The sequence below is a fragment of the Streptomyces sp. NPDC048483 genome (genome assembly GCF_040651455.1).
Lineage (GTDB): Bacteria > Actinomycetota > Actinomycetes > Streptomycetales > Streptomycetaceae > Streptomyces.
Map to the genome: position 1 here is coordinate 1 of NZ_JBEZJZ010000153.1, position 15,543 is coordinate 15,543.

The 15,543-nt window shown below is 71.4% G+C and carries 12 protein-coding genes and 1 pseudogene; 4 read left to right on the plus strand and 9 right to left on the minus strand.

Annotated features, from left to right (window positions below; translation table 11 throughout):
- The 5 genes from AB0D04_RS39365 to AB0D04_RS39385 all read right to left on the minus strand — a co-directional run.
- Window positions 1-1,667: BTAD domain-containing putative transcriptional regulator (locus AB0D04_RS39365; RefSeq protein WP_362712211.1), on the minus strand; the 1,667-nt coding region annotated here is incomplete at its 3' end.
- A gap of 219 nt (window positions 1,668-1,886) precedes the next feature.
- Entirely contained in the window at window positions 1,887-3,413 is a 1,527-nt protein-coding gene (locus tag AB0D04_RS39370) for a GMC family oxidoreductase N-terminal domain-containing protein (RefSeq protein ID WP_362712212.1), read from the minus strand.
- Window positions 3,414-3,619: 206 nt separating this feature from the next.
- Entirely contained in the window at window positions 3,620-5,281 is a 1,662-nt protein-coding gene (locus AB0D04_RS39375; RefSeq protein ID WP_362712213.1) for an FAD-dependent oxidoreductase, read from the minus strand.
- Window positions 5,278-7,167 carry a thiamine pyrophosphate-binding protein gene (locus AB0D04_RS39380; RefSeq protein ID WP_362712214.1) on the minus strand — a complete coding sequence of 630 codons (1,890 nt, stop codon included), beginning with the start codon at window positions 7,165-7,167 and terminating at the stop codon, window positions 5,278-5,280. The genes AB0D04_RS39375 and AB0D04_RS39380 overlap by 4 nt, the downstream gene beginning before the upstream one ends.
- The gene (locus AB0D04_RS39385) at window positions 7,164-9,296 is read right to left on the minus strand and encodes an FAD-dependent oxidoreductase (protein ID WP_362712215.1); all 2,133 of its coding nucleotides are present in this window, start codon (window positions 9,294-9,296) and stop codon (window positions 7,164-7,166) included. The genes AB0D04_RS39380 and AB0D04_RS39385 overlap by 4 nt, the downstream gene beginning before the upstream one ends.
- A gap of 377 nt (window positions 9,297-9,673) precedes the next feature.
- Between AB0D04_RS39385 and AB0D04_RS39390 the strand changes: the two genes are divergently transcribed.
- Complete coding sequence (locus tag AB0D04_RS39390; RefSeq protein ID WP_362712216.1) at window positions 9,674-10,780, plus strand: ferritin-like protein; 1,107 nt, start codon at window positions 9,674-9,676, stop codon at window positions 10,778-10,780.
- A 21-nt stretch (window positions 10,781-10,801) separates the two neighbouring features.
- Here the strand turns inward: AB0D04_RS39390 and AB0D04_RS39395 are convergent.
- Window positions 10,802-11,128, minus strand: a pseudogene (locus tag AB0D04_RS39395) (ATP-binding protein); the annotation flags it as partial.
- On the opposite strand from AB0D04_RS39395, the gene AB0D04_RS39400 reads away from it, so the two are divergent.
- From AB0D04_RS39400 to AB0D04_RS39410, 3 genes are read left to right on the plus strand one after another with little or no spacing between them, the layout of a single operon-like run.
- Window positions 11,018-11,647, plus strand: coding sequence for a LysR substrate-binding domain-containing protein (locus AB0D04_RS39400; RefSeq protein ID WP_362712222.1), 630 nt, complete (start codon window positions 11,018-11,020; stop codon window positions 11,645-11,647). The pseudogene AB0D04_RS39395 and the gene AB0D04_RS39400 sit on opposite strands and share 111 nt — an antisense overlap.
- Before the next feature lie 59 nt (window positions 11,648-11,706).
- Window positions 11,707-12,117 carry a hypothetical protein gene (locus AB0D04_RS39405; protein WP_362712217.1) on the plus strand — a complete coding sequence of 137 codons (411 nt, stop codon included), beginning with the start codon at window positions 11,707-11,709 and terminating at the stop codon, window positions 12,115-12,117.
- Window positions 12,114-13,484, plus strand: a complete 1,371-nt coding sequence (locus AB0D04_RS39410; protein ID WP_362712218.1) for a hypothetical protein — start codon at window positions 12,114-12,116, stop codon at window positions 13,482-13,484. Before AB0D04_RS39405 ends, AB0D04_RS39410 begins: the two co-directional genes overlap by 4 nt.
- 25 nt (window positions 13,485-13,509) lie before the next feature.
- Here AB0D04_RS39410 and AB0D04_RS39415 read toward each other — a convergent pair whose 3' ends face one another.
- The 3 genes from AB0D04_RS39415 to AB0D04_RS39425 are packed head-to-tail and all read right to left on the minus strand — an operon-like array spanning window position 13,510 to window position 15,345.
- Window positions 13,510-14,094, minus strand: coding sequence for a hypothetical protein (locus AB0D04_RS39415; protein WP_362712219.1), 585 nt, complete (start codon window positions 14,092-14,094; stop codon window positions 13,510-13,512).
- A gap of 23 nt (window positions 14,095-14,117) precedes the next feature.
- Window positions 14,118-14,417, minus strand: coding sequence for a dsRBD fold-containing protein (locus tag AB0D04_RS39420; protein ID WP_362712220.1), 300 nt, complete (start codon window positions 14,415-14,417; stop codon window positions 14,118-14,120).
- A gap of 58 nt (window positions 14,418-14,475) precedes the next feature.
- A complete protein-coding gene (locus AB0D04_RS39425; RefSeq protein ID WP_362712221.1) occupies window positions 14,476-15,345 on the minus strand; it encodes a universal stress protein in 870 nt (289 codons plus the stop codon).
- Window positions 15,346-15,543 lie beyond the last annotated feature (198 nt).

The following is a 15,543-nucleotide window of genomic DNA, read 5'->3' on the forward strand; positions in this document are numbered from 1 at the left end:
ATCCGTTCCCCGCGGTAGAGCCCGAGCGAGCGGAACATCCGCGCACCGAGGGCGCCCAGGTTGCGGTACGAGCCGATCAGCGCGGTCCGTACGCTCGTCCTGGCATCGCCGGTCTCGAAGCGGTCGAGGTGGCTGGGTACGGCCTTGAAGTGCCCGATGACCTCCTGCATGCTCAGCCCCGGCTGGGCGTTGGCGCTGGCCAGGAGGATGCGGGTGGTGAGCGGGATGCGGCCGGACAGCTCGATGATGGCGTCGGCGGCCGCACCGGCATCGGCGAACCGCTCCTGGCCCAGGACCCGCTCACACAGGCTGCGGGTCTCCGCCGCCGAGAGCAGACCGACGTGAATGCTCTGCCCTGCGTCACCGGTCAGCAGGCCGGGCAGCTTCTGCCGGCTGGTGACCAGCACCATGCAGCCGGGCCCGGCCGGCAGCAGCGGCCGCACCTGCTCCTCGTCGCGCGCATTGTCCAGCACCAGCAGCACCCGCCGCTCCGCCAGCACACTGCGGTAGAGCGCACACCGCGCCTCGAAGTCGGCCGGTATCCGTTCCTCGGGAATCTCGAAGGCGTCCAGCAGCCGGCGCACCGCCGACGACGGCGCGAGCGGGTCCCCGGCGGGGTCGAACCCCCGGAGATCCACAAAGAGCTGCCCGTCGGGAAACTCCTTGGCCACCTGGTGCGCCCAGTGCACGGCGAGCGCGGTCTTTCCGATCCCGCCGGTGCCCACCAGCGTCACCACCGCGGCGCGCCGTACGGCGCCCATGCCCGCCCGGACCTCGTTCAGGACGGCGAGTTCGGCCTCCCGCCCCGTGAAGTGCGAGGCCGGGACCGGCAGTTGCCGCGGCACGATCGGTGTCGGCCGCTCCCGCGCGGGTGCGCCGTCCTCGGGTACGGGGGCCACGCGGGCGTCGCTCTGCCCCGAAGGAGCGACCACCGCGTCGGCCAGGATCTGCTGTTGCAGCTGCCGCATCTCCTGGCCGGGTTCGATACCGAGTTCCACTGCCAGTCGCCGGCGGGCGGCCCGGTAGGCGTCCAGTGCGTCGCTGCGCCGCCCGCTCAGGTGCAGTGCCGTCATCAGCTGCACGCAGAACCGTTCCTGCAAGGGATACCGGTCGACCGCGGCCTGGAGGCCGCGCAGCACCTCTTGGTGTGCTCCGAGAGCCAGCTGCACCTCGTAGTGCAACTCCAGTACGTCCAGCCGCAGTTGTCCGATCGCCGGCAGCTCCCGCTCCCGCAGCCGCTGGGAGGCGACATCGACGAGCGGCTCCCCCCGCCACAGGGAGAGCGCCTTGTGCAGGTCCCGCGCGGCCGACGCCCGGTCGCCCTGACGGACCGCCGTCTGCGCGGCGCGATGGAGCCGCCCGCAGTGCAGCAGGTCGATCTCCTCGGGTTCGGCCTGCAGGAGGTACCCGCCGGCCTGTGTCAGGATCCGCGCCCCGAGTTCCGCACCGAGTGCCTGACGCAGCCGCATCACGTAGGTGCGCAGCGCGGCATGGGCATTGGGCGGTGGTGTGCTGTCCCACAGGACATCCACCAACTGGTCCTGTGAGACAAGGGTGTTGGCGCTGAGAAGTAACGCGGCCAGCAGTGTCCGCTGCTGACCGGAAGTGATCCGGACCGACCGTCCTCGGTCGGCAGCTTTCAGCGGCCCCAGTATTCCGGCGTCCACTCCTGCCCCCTGATTCTCCACCGCAACCCATGGAGCCCCTCAAGGCGTCCGTCCCCTCACCTCCGCCAGTGTGCCGACACCGACGGCAAATGCCGCCCGCTCCTGCCAGGTCCGCAACAACTTTGCGAGGTCGGGCGGTGAGCCGGCCTCCGCGGAGCTCCCGGCGAAGGCGTCGTGGATCGTCCGAGGACCGCGGGCGCCGGACGCCGGGCAACCGGCCTATGCCGTCCCGCGGATGAGGTCGGCCGCCTTCTCCGCGATGACCATCGCCGCGGGGTTCGTGTTCACGGAGACGATAGTGGGCATGACCGACGCATCCGCCACCCGCAGGCCCTCCAGGCCGTGCACGGTCAGGTCCGGGGCGACCACCGCGTCGGGGCCCGTCCCCATCGCGCAGCTGCCCACGGGGTGGAAGTACGTCCCGGTGGTGGCCGCCAGGAACCGGCGCAGCCCCGGCTCGTCGGTGATGCCGTGGCCGGGGAGCACTTCGCGCGACCGCCACCGCGCGAACGGGCCCGCCGCCGCGATCTCCCGCGCCACCTCGATGCCGTGCAGCATGCGCCGTACGTCCGGCTCCGCGCCGAGGTAGGCCGGGTCGATCAGCGGCGGGGTGTCCGGGTCGGCGTCGGCGAGCCGCACGGAGCCCCGGCTCTGCGGCACGGTCGCCACGGCGAGGGTGAAGCCGTGCTCCGGTGCCCGCACCGTCGGCGGCAGGTACGGCATATGAATGAACATCAGCTGCATGTCGGGCCCCGGCAGGGACGCCTCGCTGCGCCAGAGCAACGAGGTCTCCGCGAGGTTGGTGCGCCCCGGCGGAACCGGCCGGCTCGCCTCGTAAACGACGGGACACAGCGGGTGGTCGTGCAGATTGCGCCCGACACCGGGCAGGTCGTGGCGGACGCCGGCACCGGCCCGCCGCAGCTCGTCGGCGGGGCCGATGCCCGAGAGCAGAAGCAGCCGCGGCGAATCGACGGCACCGGAGCTGACGATCACCTCGGCGCCGGCCCGTACGGAGACCGTCTCCCCGGCCCGCCGGAACTCCACCCCCGTGCACCGGCTGCCGTCGAAGAGCAGACGGTGCGCGCGGGCGCCGGTCAGGACGGTCAGATTCGGCCGTGCGGCGCGGACCGGGTGCAGATAGGCACGCGCGGTGCTCTGCCGCTGCCCGTCGGTGATGCTCATGTCGTGCCGGCCGGCGCCCTCCTGGACGGCGCCGTTGAAGTCGTCGGTCAGCGGGTGGCCGGCCGCCACCGCGGCGTCGAGGAAGACCTGGGACAGCGGGTTGGCGTCCTCGGCCCGCGCCGGTGCCGGGCGCATCGGGCCGCTGTCGCCGCGGAACTTCGGGTCCTTGCCCGATACGGTCTCCATCCGCCGGAAGTACGGGAGAAGCGCGTCGAACCCCCACCCCGTACACCCGGCCGCCGCCCAGCGGTCGTAGTCGTTGCGGTGTCCGCGCAGAAACACCATCGCGTTGATCGCGCTGGACCCGCCCAGTGTCCGGCCGCGCGGGTAGGGAAGCGCCTGCCGGCCGGCGTCCGCCTGCGGCACCGTGTGGTAGCCGTGGTCGACCTCGGTGCCCGAGAGCGCGGGCCACGCGGGCGGCACGGCCAGCTCCGCCTTGGTGTCCTCCGGCCCCGCCTCGAGCAGCAGCACCGTGGTGTCCGCGTCCTCGGACAGCCGCGCGGCAAGCACGCAGCCGGCCGAGCCGGCACCCACCACGATGTAGTCGTATTCCTCCGGCAGCATGGTGTCCCCTCCCGGCCGGCCAGGTCCGTGCGGCTGACGGCTGTCACACGGCCAAAATCGATTCTGACGGGGCGTCGCGGGACCGGCAGGCGAATTCAGGAAGACGGCCCCCGCTCCGCGCCGCCACGCAGCCCTCCGTCCCGTCCCCTTGGGGGAGGGCCCGGGCCGGCCATGACCCGGGCCCTCCCGTCGGAGCAGGTCCTGCCTCAGTGCAGACCCTGTGTCAGCGCGACCGAGTCCGGTACGGCGACCTCCTCGGGTGCGGTCAGGGGCTGGAAGCCCAGGATCTGCTGGATGACGTAGTGGGCCGACATCATGGCGCCCTCCTGCCAGCCGGGCAGCGGTGAGATCTGGTCACCGGTGACGTAGAACGTGTCGCCGCCCTCGGGCTGGAGCAGCTGCTTGTAGGCCTTCTTGTGGTCCTCCAGGTGCGGTTTCCAGGCCGCCCAGCCGCCCAGCTGGTAGGGCACCTTGTGCCAGGCGATGGAGACGCCCTTGTCGTCGGGGACGAGTTTCTTGTCCTTGAACTCCGGGTGCAGCTCGATGGCGCCCTCGCGGGCCAGCTCGAGACGCTTTTCGGGTGTGCGGTCGCCGAGGGTCCTGGCCGCCTCCTGGAAGTTGTAGGCGCCGGTCAGGGTTCCCTTGTCGGAGAAGTAGTCGTGGGACGGATACCACAGCTGGGTGATGTTGTGGCCGGTCCAGCTGATGCCGCCGTAGATCCCCTCGGTGTCGTCCCAGCTGCCGAGGTCGCCTTCCCAGAAGCGGCGGTTCGCCTGCCAGCCGACCTTGCAGGTCTCCTCGAACTTCACGCCTTCGACCGCTTTCCGGAAGGGGTCCGAGAAGTCGCCGAGGGAGAGGTGGCGGAGCACCGGGATCGGGATGTTGCTGATGCAGTAGCGCGCATCGGCGGAGAACTTGCGGCCGTCCTTGCTGTAGGTGACGGAGGCCCCCGGTGCGGCTTTGCCGAGCCGGACGCCGGTGACCGCGGCGTTGAGCACGATTCTCGCGCCGGCCCGCTTGGCCTCACGGGCGAGTGCCATGACGATGTGGTCCATGCCGCCGACCGGCTGGAACATCGTGGCCTGCCACAGATAGTCGATGGGCTGATAGAAGCGGGCCTTCCAGAAGCCCGAGTTCACCAGGTCCTCGAAGGACAGCGGCGGGGCCGGTACGGGCCATTCCTCGATCTCGGGCTGGTCCAGATACCCGGAGCGGGTGGAGCCGCGGTATTTGCCGTTGGTGTCGAGCCCGCCGAACACCCGCAGCAGATCGCGCAGTTCACCGGTGAAGGCATCCGTCTCCATCAGTGTTTCGGCGAGCTTTGCGGCGAGGTGGCCGCGGGTGTCGTTCGCCACCCGGCGGTTGTGCCAGGTCACCCCGGCCTGCGGCGGGCGGACGCGGTTGGCCGTGGTCTCCATGACGTACGGCTCCAGCTCCACCCGGAAGTCCCGGCAGTAGGTGAGCACCCGGCGGTGGTGGTACGGGATCCGGCCGGGCCCGAGGTTGAGGTACAGGCCGTCGTCGAATGCGCAGGTGTGGGTGTGCGTGACGTTGTTGTTCTTGTCGATCTCGTAGAGCTCATCGCCCCTGCGCGCGGTGCGGTTGCGTCCGCCGACGCGGTCCTGCGCCTCCAGGACGGTGACCTGATAGCCGAGTGTGCTCAGCTCGTAGGCCGCCGTCAGGCCCGCCACACCGGCGCCCAGGATCAGCACCTTCGTGCCGTTGCCCGGGCTTCCGCCGGCCGCGACCGTGCCGGTCCAGCCGGTGGCCTCCGGCCCGGACAGGCCGCTCATGGCGTGCCGCAGCGCCTTCGCCGAGTCACCTGCGGCGGCGCTCGCCGTCCCCGGCCGCTTTCCGTTCGGGCTCATCCTGCGTTCCCTTCCGACGATGCGCCGACGGGCGGCGGACAGTTCTCGGTGATCTTGTACTTGAGTGCCTTGGGGTAGTCGTGCCGCTTCAGCCCGACCCGTACGACGACCGGGCCCTGGTTGATCGGGTCGGTGGGTTCGGCGAGCTGCTCCAGCAGCTTGGCGAGGTCGGTGTGCTGGGCGACCGCGCAACCGTGCATCGGGTGCTTCGTGGAGCCGAAGACTCCGGCGAGCTTCTCGTACGTCCAGGGGAGCAGTTCGTTGTAGAAGTCGGCGCCGTTGGAGACCGGTGCGCCGTCCTTGTAGTAACAGGGGTGCACAAGCATCTGCTCGATGCCGTAGAAGCCCTCGTTGTCCAGGACGAACACCACCGGGCGCAGACCGTGCCGGACGTGGGTGGACATCTCCTGGCAGGTCTCCTGGAACGAGCCGTCGCCGACGAACACCAGGGGGCGTTTGCCGTCGAAGCGGCGGCCCAGCGCCACCCCGGTGGCCGCGCCGACCGAGTAGCCGATGGACAGCCAGCTGTTCTGCGCCACGTACGAGGCGCGCTCGGGCATCCGCAGATTCATCGAGCCGATCAGCGCGAACCCCGCGTCGCTGACCACGGTGAAGGGGGTGGTGCGCTCGCCGGGGCCCTCGGTGGTCCGGGATTGGAGGAAGTCGTTGATGTGCTGGAAGAAGGTGTCGTACGTGAGGAGCTCCGGGTAGGGGCCGCCGGTCAGCGAATCGAGGTAGGCGGCGGTGCTGACGGGGACGTCGAGGCCGTCCTTGTGGGCCTCGGTGAAGTAGTCGGCGGCGAAGTGGCCGGCGCCGAATTCGATGAGGAAGGCGTCGCGCAGCGCGGGGATGAACTGCGCGAGCTGGACGTCCGGGAAGTACGCGGCGCCGACGTGCACGCCCTCATGGGCGGCGACCGCCCAGTCGTCGCCGATCGACCGCTTGCCGCCGAGGTTCTTAGAGGTGGCCCAGGAGCCCAGCCCGATGCGGCAGCCGGCCTTGTGGAAGACCTTGGCCACGTCCGGGTCGCTGGCCTTGCCGTTGTAGACGCCGGTGAAGCCCGGGGTGTCCTCGGAGACGACGGACTTGGCCCCGACGGTGGTGCAGAACGGGATGCCGGTTGCCCGTACCAGCTCCTCGAACTCCTTGGCCAGGTTGAAGCGGTCGATCTCCTCGCCGGCCCACAGGATCGGCTTGTTCCGGTGGTCCAGCACCAGCTTCAGGCAGGCGTCGACCGCCGCGTCGAGCATCTTTTCGTGGCGTGCGGTCAGCGGGCGTTCCCGTCGCGTCAGCCGGCCGCGCGGCGCGGGGCACCGCGCGTCCCAGACGTCCTCCATCACCTCCAGATAGACCGGCCGCCGGTGGGTCAGGCAGGCGGTGAGGGCGCCGTCGATCTGGCCGGGGGCCAGGCCCGGGTGGGAGATGGCCTGGGCGTCCACCGTCACCTGGCGGTAGACGTCCAGGTTGCTCTCCGGGCGCTGGGACATGTGCGAGGTGAGCAGGCCGATCGCCTGCTGGTTGAGCCACTGCTCGTAGGGGGGCGCCGCGTTGATGGCGATCAGCGGTACGTACTCGGTATAGGCGCCGCCGATCGCATTGAGCAGGTTGTAGGCGCCCACGCCGTAGGTGACCGCGACCGCGCCGATGCCCTGCTCGCCGAGCGCGGTCTGGGCATCGGCGACCTTCACCCGGGCATAGCCGTCGGCCGCCTGGCCCGCGCCGCCCTCGGTCGGGGTGCCCACCCAGCGCACCTGGGTCTTCTCGTGCAGCGTCGACAGGAACGGGCCCAGGTGATTGCCCGGAACGCCGAACAGATGGCTGATGCCGAGCTGTTCCAGCCTGACGGCCAGGTACTCGGCCACGGTGCATGTCTGCGATGTGGTCATGACGCCAGTACTTCCTCTCGCGACGGGTCCGACGGCGCACCTGCGTCCCGGCGCTTCCCGGCGGCCTCGGCCGGCGCGGCAGCGGCGCTCTCGCCCGCTGCGGGGGACTCGTTGACGGCGATGGCGGCGCGTACGGCCGTCTCCACCGCGCCCTCGATCCAGGCGTGTTTGAGCGACACATGCTCACCCGCGAAGTGGACCGGTCCCTCGGCCCGGACCACGTCGAGGTGGAAGCTGGTCATCTGGTGCGGGGTGTAGACCGCGGCCTCACCACAGGCGTACGGATCGCGCAGCCAGCTCTGCGTCTGGCCCGCACCGGTGGAGAAGACCTCGATACGGCGGCCGTGCACCGACTGGAGATTGCGCAGCGCATACCCGTACCGCTCATGGTCCTCCAGGGAGTCCCAGCGCGCGGCGTCGTCCGACCAGGAGTAGCCGGCCAGCACCACGCCTCCCTTGCTGCCGGGGACGGGGTGCGAGGGGTAGTACATGAAGCGGTTGGGGTTGTCGGTGGTGGAACCGCCGCCGTAGGCGTGGGTGGCCGGCCGCACGCCGCCGCCCGCTGAGAAGTTGCGGTGGTAGTCCACCTGCTTCTGGCTGATGCGCTTCTCGTCCACGCTCGGGTGGGCGCCCAGCAGCCCGGTGGGCAGGCCCCGCACGGCCGGTGGTACGGCCACCGCGGCTTCGGCCTGGTCCTCTCCCCACTGCTGGTAGTAGTCGTACAGACCGGGCGCGATGGCGTCGAGCTCCCGCTTCCAGTCCGCCTCGGTGAACTCCCACCAGCGGCGCGAGAACTCCAGCAGCACCTTGGTGGCCTGGTCGTAGTGCGTCTCGATGACGGCGCGGCGCTTCTTGTACGAGAACGGCGGCGTCACTGCGGTGAACCGCAGGCTGGAGAACGGGATGGTGACGATCGCCAGGTCGCCCCGCCATGTCTGCGGCTCGCCGTACGGATCGCCCTCGGGCACGGTCTGGATCGCGACCGCGGAGCGGTCCGGTCCCGCGCCCGGCCCGACCAGCACGCCCTGGTGGCCGTCGCGGCCCGGGTCCCAGTACTCCAGCCGGACCATCCGCTGCCCCATCACGATCTGGTCCCGCAGATCCTTCGCGAGCGCCTCCGGGAGCTTGCGGCTGCCGCCCTCGATCTCCCAGTACGTGGCGGACGGGTCGATGTCACTGCGGCCCAGGAAGCTGTGGAAGAACGCGAGGTGCAGCCGCGAGGTCATGTTCTCGACGGTGCCGATCGCCTCGATGGCCTCGTCGCTGAACCCGGCGTACTCGCGCAGGAAGCGGCCCATCGAGTAGCGGTCGAAGTCGCGGATGACATCGGCCCAGCCGTCCAGCCACTCCTTGAAGGGCTTGCGGACCCGCGTGCCGTCGCTCTGCAGCACGGAGTAGTAGTCGCGCACCGGCTCCAGGGCCTGGTTGACCATCTCGGCGACGGTCAGCCGCGATTCGCAGCCGGTGAGGTGGAAGCCCTCGTTGATGGCGGACGGGTCCTTGGCGTACCCGGCGCGCCGGACCTGCTCGCGGTTGGTGCGGATCCAGGTCTGGTTGCGCTTGGCGGGTTCCCGGAACTGCGGGCTGGGCTCGCCGTTCGTCCAGACCTTGCCGTCCTTGAAGGAGCGGTAGACCACCGGCGGTACGGGTGCGTTCTGGTTGCCGGTCTTCGGATCGATGTCGACGTTGAAGAACAGCCGCCGCTTCAGGCCGAGCTTGTCGATCAGGGCCAGCGTCAGCGGGTGGAAGCTGGGCAGCCGCATGGCTCCGGCCTCCGCGTACTGCGCGGGGTCGGTGAACGGCGGCTTCTCCCCCTTCTTGGCGTAGAAGGTCTTGATACGGCCGCCGACCCGGTTGGCATTGGCCTCCAGGATCGTCACATCGTGTCCGGCGCGGGTCAGCAGCGACCCGGCGACCAGGCCGGCGATCCCCGCTCCGACGATCAGCACGCGTTTTCGTACGGCGGGCGGCGCCAGCCCCTTGTCGATGAGGACGTCGAGATAGCGCAGCTTGAGGTCTTCATTGGCCGGTTCGGGGCCGATCAACAGCAGTTCGCGCGCGAGTTGCTGATAGGTCTTCGCATGGGCGCGTTCCACGCCGGTGCTTTCCCTGCGGGTGTGGTTTTCCACGGTGCCTTCAGTCCCTCTCGTATGGGGAGGGAAGCGCGGCGGGCCGCACTGAGGTAGTGGTCACGGGTCTCCTTTACCGGGGAATTGACGGGGCCCCACGGTGGTGCGCGCGCAGGGGAATTGCGGCTCCCTGCGCGCTGAATGGGGGAATGGCACAAGGGCACACCAAAGGCGTCCGGTGCGCGGCTTGTGGCGCCAGCCCAGCATCGAATCGGCCCACCCGCATATGCGCCGGCGCCAACTGGAGCACCAGGGGGACTCGAATCGGTGAGTTCGGCCCCGCCACGATGCACGGCGTCGCGCAGTGAGCAATGTCAGGGAGGCGGCGCGGCCAGAAGTCCGCCGGACCCGAAGGAATCCGACAGGGAGTGTTGACGATGACCGCGGTCATGGCCACATACGAGAGCGACACCATCGCCAGGCTGCTGCGTATGCCCGCCGGGGACCGCGATGTGCACTGGCTCAGAGAGGCCCTGCAGCAGGCCCTTCTCCTCGAGATCGCGACGATCCCGCCGTATTCCAGCGCCCTGTGGTCGATCGATCTGACGGCGGACCACGGGGCGGGCGGCAGCGGGATCCATCACGACATCCGGGAGATCATCTTCGATGAGATGAGCCACCTCGGCCTGGTCTGCAACATGCTCACCACCATCGGCGGCACCCCGCTCATCGCCCATGAAGAAGTGGTTCCCAAGTACCCCGGACCGCTCCCCGGAGGCGTACGCCCGTGTATCCGCGCCTTTCTGAGCGGCCTGAACCGGGACGCGCTGGAATTGTTCTCCGAGATCGAGAAGCCGGAGCACCCGGTTGTCAGCAGAGCGTTTGAGGAGGGCGAGACGGAGGGCGAGACCTACACCTCCATCGGCCTCTTCTACGACGCGGTCCTGGCCGCATTCCGGAACCTCTCACCGGACGACATCACCGGTGAGCGGCAGGTGACGTTCCCGCTCGGCACGAAGCACGGCGAGGGAAACGACATCCTGCCGCTGGAGAACATCGACGCCGTCGCCAAGGCCATCGAGATCATCAAGGAGCAGGGGGAGGGGACCGGCACCTCCCCCGAAAATCCCTTCCCGGGCCGCGAGGGCGAGTTCTCGCATTACTACACGTTCCGGCAGATGTTCCACGGCCGGGAACTGGTGAAGAATGCCACGACCGGAAAGTGGGAATTCACCGGACCCGCCATCACCCTGCCGAGAACCCACCCCGTGGCGGTGGTCCCGCGCGGCGGCTGGCAGAGCGACCCGGTCAACCGGCCGGACGACGCCACGCAAGCGCTGCTGCACCGCTTCAACGAGACCTACACCGACATGCTCCAGGCTCTTCAGGACGCGTGGGTGACGGAAGACGGGATGGGGCCGATCGGGCAGGCCATCGGCGCCATGGGGAAAATGCGCGAGATCGCCGCCAGAATCGTCGTCATCCCGCTTCCCGACGGCAGCGGACGCACCTACGGCCCGGAATTCCTCTACCGCAGGCGGTGACCGGCCCCCGGCGGCCCCGCCTCACGGAATCAGCTGCTCCGTCCACAGCGCCTTGCTCCCCGTGCTGGTGTAGCGGGTGGCCCAGCGGTGGCTCATGGCGCCGACGAGCTGCAGTCCGCGGCCGCTCTCGTCCATCAGGGCCGCGTGGCGCACCCGGGGCGCGGACTGGCTGCCGTCGTAGACCTCACAGGTCAGGGTGGTGCCGCGGATCAGACGGAGGCCGATGGGGCCGGTGGCGTGCCGGACGGTGTTGCCGATCAGCTCGCTGACGATGAGTTCGGTGGTCATGACCAGGTCCGGCAGGCCCCACCGGGTGAGCCGATCGCGGATCAGGGCGCGTGCGCTGCCCGGCGGGGCCGGGCAGCGCCAGCGCCAGGACGCCCGCCGTCCCGGCTGCTGGGCGGCGAACTCGACCTGCTGCTCATCGAGAGCTGGGCCAACCGCCCGCTCGCCGTCCCCGAGGGCGTCACCCTGCGCACCGTCGTCAGCGAGGAGGTCTATGTCGCCGTCTCCGAAGGCCATCCGCTCGCCGACCGCGGGGCCGCCGACCTCGCCGGCCTCGCGGTCACGGCGTGGGCCTGCTGCCCGCCGGGCACCGAGCCGTACGAGGCCCTGGTCCAGGCCCTGCGGGCGCGCGGCATCGAACCCGACATCCGCTATTCCGTGGCCGAACACCTCACCCAACTCGCCCTCGTGGCACGGGGGCTCACCGCCGCCCTCATCCCGGCGATGTCCCGCCACCCCGCCCCGCCCGGCGTACGCTTCCTGCCCGCCCGGCCGGCGCTGCGCCGCGACATCCGCGCCGCCTGGCTGACCCGCACCCAGAGCCCTCCGGTACGGGCGTGCCTGGCGGCCATCGGGACTTGAGCGGGTCAACCGGGCACTGCAGACTACGAGTTCAGTTGTCGATACGGGGCGGTGGAGCAATGGATTCGATGCTTGCCAGTGCGGGCACGGCGTTGGTCGGGCTGATGGTGACCGAGGCCTGGGGGCAGGCCCGGGACGGCGTGGTCGGGCTGTGGCGGCGGCTCCGGCCCGCGGACGCCGACGCCGTCGGGCGGGACCTCGAGGAGGCCCGCGCCGAACTCGTCGAGGCCAGGGAAGAGGGCGCGGCCGGGGAGGAGACGGAACGGGAACTGGCCGGTGAGTGGCAGCGCCGGCTGCTGCGGGTGCTGCGCGAGGACCCGGCGGCCGCCGAGGAGCTGCAGCGGGTGCTGGAGGCGGCACGCGGGACGCTGCCGCCCGAAACCGCCCCGGGCAGCGTGCAGTTGCAGGCCCACGCCTCGGGCAACGCCCGGATCTACCAGGCGGGACGGGACATGCGGGTGCAGGGTTGACGGACGAGCGGGCCGAGCAGGCCGACGAGGCGTCCTTGCGGGCCGATGCGCAGGACGCGGCGCGGATCTATCAGGCCGCACATGATCTGCACATCACCTATCGGCAGGACGATTCCCCCGCGCCGGGGGCGGGGCAGCTCTCGCTGCGGCATCTGCTGGCATGTTTCGCCGATGCCCCGCTCCCGGTGGCCGTCCTGTGCCCCGAGGCCGTCGCCGCCGCCCGGATGCCGGAACTGCCCGCCGAGCGGGTGGCGGCCGAACTGCGCGCACTGCCGCACGCGGCGGGAGAGATCCCTTGCGTACGGCCGGACCCGGCGGCGCTCGCCGAGTCCGCCCGGGAACTGGCGGACGACCAGCACACCCGGCTCGCCACATATGCCGCGGCCCTGCTGGACCACGCCCTGCTGCGGTCACCCCAGGGCGCGGCGCTGGACCTGCTCGCCCCGCATGTGATGGCGCTGCTGTGGCGGCCCCGCGGCGACCCGGCGCGGTCGGCCACCGCCGCGCGCCGGGTGCGGGACGCGTACGAGAAAGGCGGACGGTACGCGCAGGCGCTGCCCTTTGCCGTACGGATCGCGGAGTCGGCCACCGGGTCGGGCACCGCCGACAGCCTGGCGCTCGGCCGGCTCCGTACCGACTGCGGTGACGTCGGCGAGGCGGTGGCCGTCCTGCGCCCGCTGCTGGCACAGGCGGAGCGGGCGGCGACCGGGCGCGGGCTGTCACTGGCCGGGCGCACCGGCCCGTCCTTCACCGAGATCTTCCGGGAGAACGCCGCAGGCCCCTTCACCAGCGGGCTCTCCCCGGCCGACTGTCATGCGCTGGAGGACGTCGCCGACGTCCAGCACGCCTTGGCCGGCGCCCTGTACGGACTGCGCCGCTATGCGGAGTGCGAGCGGCTGCTGCTTTCGGCCTCGGGGCTGCGCTGGCGGGTCCTGGGGGCGCTGCATCCGGCGTACATGCTGGCGCAGCTGCACCGGGCCCGCGCGCTGGGGCGGCAGCGTCTGTGGCTCGAGGCGCTCTCGCTGGTCCACAACGTGCTCAGCTTCTGGGACCGGGCCGAACTCGACCCGGACCGCCCATGGGACGACGCGCTGCTCCGCCTCGCGCTGGCGGAGGTGATGACCGGGGCCGTCCGCTCACTGCGGGAGGAGGGCGCGAGCCGGTCGCGGGGCGTGGGGATGTTCCCGGCGCCGGTGGTGCGCTTTCTGGACCGTACGCTGGGCAGCAACCCCCGCCCGGACAAGGTCACTTGGCAGGAAGCGCACACCCGGGCCGAGGAAGCGGTACGGGCCTGCGACGGCGCTTTCGGCCCAGCGCATCCGCATTCCCGGGCCGCGCGGGCGCTGCTCGAACGGCCACCGCCCTAGGGTCTGTCCGATGGGTCAGGGCCGGTCAGGCCTTCCACCGCCCGTCCTCCTCCGCCCACTCCCGCTCCCACAGCGCGTAGCGGCGGCGCTCGATCAGCGCCCCGCCGGCCCGCTCGGCGGCGAGCAGCAGCAGGCAGGTGCCGCCCGCCGCCACCGTGCCGACCGCGATGCTCTGGACCCTGGCCTCCCCTTCGCTCACGGGGTCCCGCAGCAGCGCCCCGCGCCCGTCGAGCCAGGCCGTGGTCCGGTCACCGGCCCGCAGGTCCGCGCGCACCATGGTCTCTCCCGTACGGGACGTGCCGTTGGCGGCCGTCCACCGCACCGTCGTGGGCACCCGGCCGCCGACGCCGCCCGTGGGGTCCGCCCCGATGCGGGCGGGCGGATTCTTGGTCACCACGGCCGCGACGCCGTGCCGGTCCTGGCTCTGCCGGGCCGCGGCGCCGGTCACCGCGTTCGCCGCGGTCACCCCGGCGGCCGGGGCCGCCACGGCCATCAGCAGCGCGGTGGCCGCCACCAGCCACGACTCCGCCACATCACAGCGGCGCCGCAGCGGCCCGCGCCGGAACCGCGGCAGCACCATCCAGAGCGGCAGCACCATCCGCAGTGGCATCGCCTCTCACCGCCCGCTCGCCCTCACGCCATCTCGTTCATCCAGCCGTACGCCGCCCGCGGACCGCGCTCGGGTGGCGTCGCGCCGATGCCCGCCATCTCGTGGTCGGCCACCCGCATCAGCTTCGCGCCCAGGTCGTGCATCGCGCGGCCGGCCGCCAGCTCGTCCCCGATCACCGGTACGTCCACGTCCTGGGGGCTGCACCGGGCCGTGCCGTGCCCGGTGAGCGCGATGACGCCGGTGTCCAGCTCGACCCGCGCCCTGGTCGTCCCGTCCTCCTCGGAGAGGTACAGATGCACGTCCCACTCCGCTGTCGTCGCCATGGCCTGCCTCCGCTTCCTCCTGCCGGCCGGCCCGTGTGCCCGTCAGGCCGTCGGCCCGTCACTCGTGCGGTACCACCGCCACCGCACACGGCGCATGATGGACGGCGGCCTGCACCACATGCCCGATCCGCGTGGCCAGCACCCGGCGCTTGTGCCGGCGGCCGACGATCAGCAGCGAGGCGTCCGCGGCGTCGTGCAGCAGCGCCGGCGCCGGGCTCTCCAGCTCCACCCGGGCGTCCACCCGTACCTCGGGGAACCTCTCCCGCCAGGGCCGCAGCGCCTCGGCCAGCTCCTGCTGCGCGTCCTTCACGGTCACCTCCGCGACATACGGCTCGACGCCGCCTCCGCGGTTGTACGCATGTGCCGGCAGGTGCCGGCCGTGTACGGCGCGCAGGGTGACACCCCGGCGTGCGGCGCTGTGGAAGGCGAACGCGAGCAGCGCCTCACAGGGCTCGTGCAGGCTCAGCCCGGCCACCACATCACCGTTGCGCTCGGTCGCCGCCGCCTCCTGCTGGGCCCGTACGAGGACGACGGGGGTCTCGGTGTGCGCCACCATCTGCAGGCCGATCTCGCCCAGCACATAACGGGAGAGGGCGCCCAGGTCCCGGGACCCGAGCACCACCAGGTCCGACTCCCCGGCGGCCCTCTTGAGGGCCTCGAGCGGGTCCTCGGTCGCCAGGGACTCGTCCAGCGGCAGGTCCGGCTCCAGCGTCCGTACGGCCTCTCGCGCGTCGTTCATGATCTGGTGCGGCCAGTAGTTCTGGTCCCGCTCCTCGGGCGGCTGGGCGGCTCGCTCCGGCGTCAGCATCACCCAGGCGTGCAGCAGCCGCAGCCGGGCGTTCCGCAGCCGCGCCTCCCGGGCCGCCCAGCGCACGGCGGACAATGACTCGGGCGTACCGTCCAGACCGACGGTGATGACGTCCTTCATGGCCTCGCTCCGTTCCACACCCTCTACCTTGCTCCGCGGCCGCGGAGCGGGCCACTCATCGCGTCGGCCAGCGTCTCGCAGGGGCGGCGGAAGTGACCGCGGCGCGCGGCCGCGTCCACGCCCGCCACCAGCACCTTCCGCTCCCGGCGACGGGACAGCGGCAGCACGCCGTCCGTATTGCGCAGCAGAGTGGTGGTG